Raw genomic sequence first — 1,637 nt, forward strand, 5'->3', positions numbered from 1 at the left:
TGGGAGAGTAGGTCATCGCCGGTTTATTTTTGAACCGAGAACCCCATGTCGAAAGACATGGGGTTCTTTGTATATCCGGGTATGTTAGGGGAAATACCGCAGGGTGCACCCGGGGAGATTCAGTGCTCTATCTTTAGCTCCTCCTCTCGCCCCTGTCCCCCCTAAAAAACAAACACCCCGAAAAAATAAACTAATAGCCGCCCGTCAGAGTAAAACTCTAGCGGGCGGCTATCTCTCACAATGCGCTCCCTCACGCCGCTAGCGGCGCCTCAGAACGTGTAGAGAAGAAAATGCGGGGAATAACGCTTATGCGTTCTTCCAGGGGTCCTCCACGGGGCGAGCTGCGTTGTAGGCTGCGGCGCCTGCAACACCCAGAGCAACCAGCAGACCCAGGAACGCCAGGCCCTTACGGGGGCGCTTGCCGCCGTTACGCTCAATACGAGCCAGTTCCTTCTCAGCGGCGCGAACGGTCTTTGCGGTAGCCTTACGAGCCTTCTTCAGGGCCTTCTTGTTGCCGGTCAGCTTCTCAGCGAACATCTCAGCGGTCTTGCCTTCCAGCGCGGACTCAACAGCAGCCAGAGAAGAGACGATAGCCTGAGCCTTAGCAGCCTTGCGTGCCTTACGCTTCTTGCAGCAGAACATGGGGTGACCTCCATCGGTTGAAATGCGCCAGCGACCAGAAAACGCCGCCGCGCGCGTAGTGTTCACCTCTCAGGATATTCAATTCCCGCCCAAAAAGCCCGCCCAACGGTGCGCCCGGGGCGAAAAAACATGTTAGATGGCGAATGAGCGCCGCCCCGTGCCACAATAGAGCCATGACTAATGCAACTGCTAAGGCAACTATCCACACTAACTACGGTGACATCGTCGTCGAGCTCTTCGGCAACCACGCACCGCTGACTGTTGAGAACTTCATCGGCCTCGCTGACGGCTCCCGTCAGTGGAAGCACCCCCGCACCGGTGAAATCATGAACACCCCCCTGTACAAGGACGTCGTGTTCCACCGCATCATCAAGGACTTCATGATTCAGGGTGGTGACCCCCTGGGCATGGGCGTTGGTGGCCCCGGCTACCAGTTCAAGGACGAGATTCACCCCGAACTCTCCTTCTCCAAGCCCTACCTGCTGGCAATGGCTAACGCAGGCCCCGGCACCAACGGTTCTCAGTTCTTCATCACCACCGTTGAGACCCCTTGGCTGAACGGCCGCCACACCATCTTCGGTGAGGTTACCGACGAGGCATCCAAGAAGGTTGTTGACGCTATTGAGGGCGTTGAGACCGGCTTCCAGGACCGCCCGGTCAAGGACGTTGTCATCTCCTCGATCGACATCGAAAAGCTCTAATAAACCCCATCGGAAGGCTCATACGAGCATTCTGCTGAAGGTGTTGAGAAAACACGTATAGTTCAGGGGCCCGCCAGGATTCTTCCGGTGGGTCCCTGCGCTTATATGCCCGCGCGCGCCATCCCCCGCACACCACCCCGGTTGATCCGGTACACAACCCCTGGAGGTTCAGTGGAGAACTTTCCCAACTACGCAGGCTACGGGCAGACCCCAACCGTCTGCGTCAACCACCCCAACCGCGTTAGCTATGCCCAGTGCAAGCGCTGCAACCGCACCGTCTGCGGCGAATGCCAG

The 1,637-nt window shown here is 58.0% G+C and carries 2 protein-coding genes; one reads left to right on the forward strand and one right to left on the reverse strand.

The features are described from left to right. Positions 1–306: 306 nt before the first annotated feature. Positions 307–642 (reverse strand): hypothetical protein, encoded by a 336-nt coding sequence (locus HMPREF2879_RS07555; RefSeq protein ID WP_005504118.1) that lies wholly within the window; start codon positions 640–642, stop codon positions 307–309. 173 nt (positions 643–815) lie between these two features. On the opposite strand from HMPREF2879_RS07555, the gene HMPREF2879_RS07560 reads away from it, so the two are divergent. Next, positions 816–1,343 (forward strand): peptidylprolyl isomerase, encoded by a 528-nt coding sequence (locus HMPREF2879_RS07560; protein ID WP_005508008.1) that lies wholly within the window; start codon positions 816–818, stop codon positions 1,341–1,343. Positions 1,344–1,637: the final 294 nt, after the last annotated feature.

Origin of the sequence: Rothia sp. HMSC069C04, from assembly GCF_001812895.1 — a bacterium.
In the GTDB taxonomy this organism is placed as follows: domain Bacteria; phylum Actinomycetota; class Actinomycetes; order Actinomycetales; family Micrococcaceae; genus Rothia.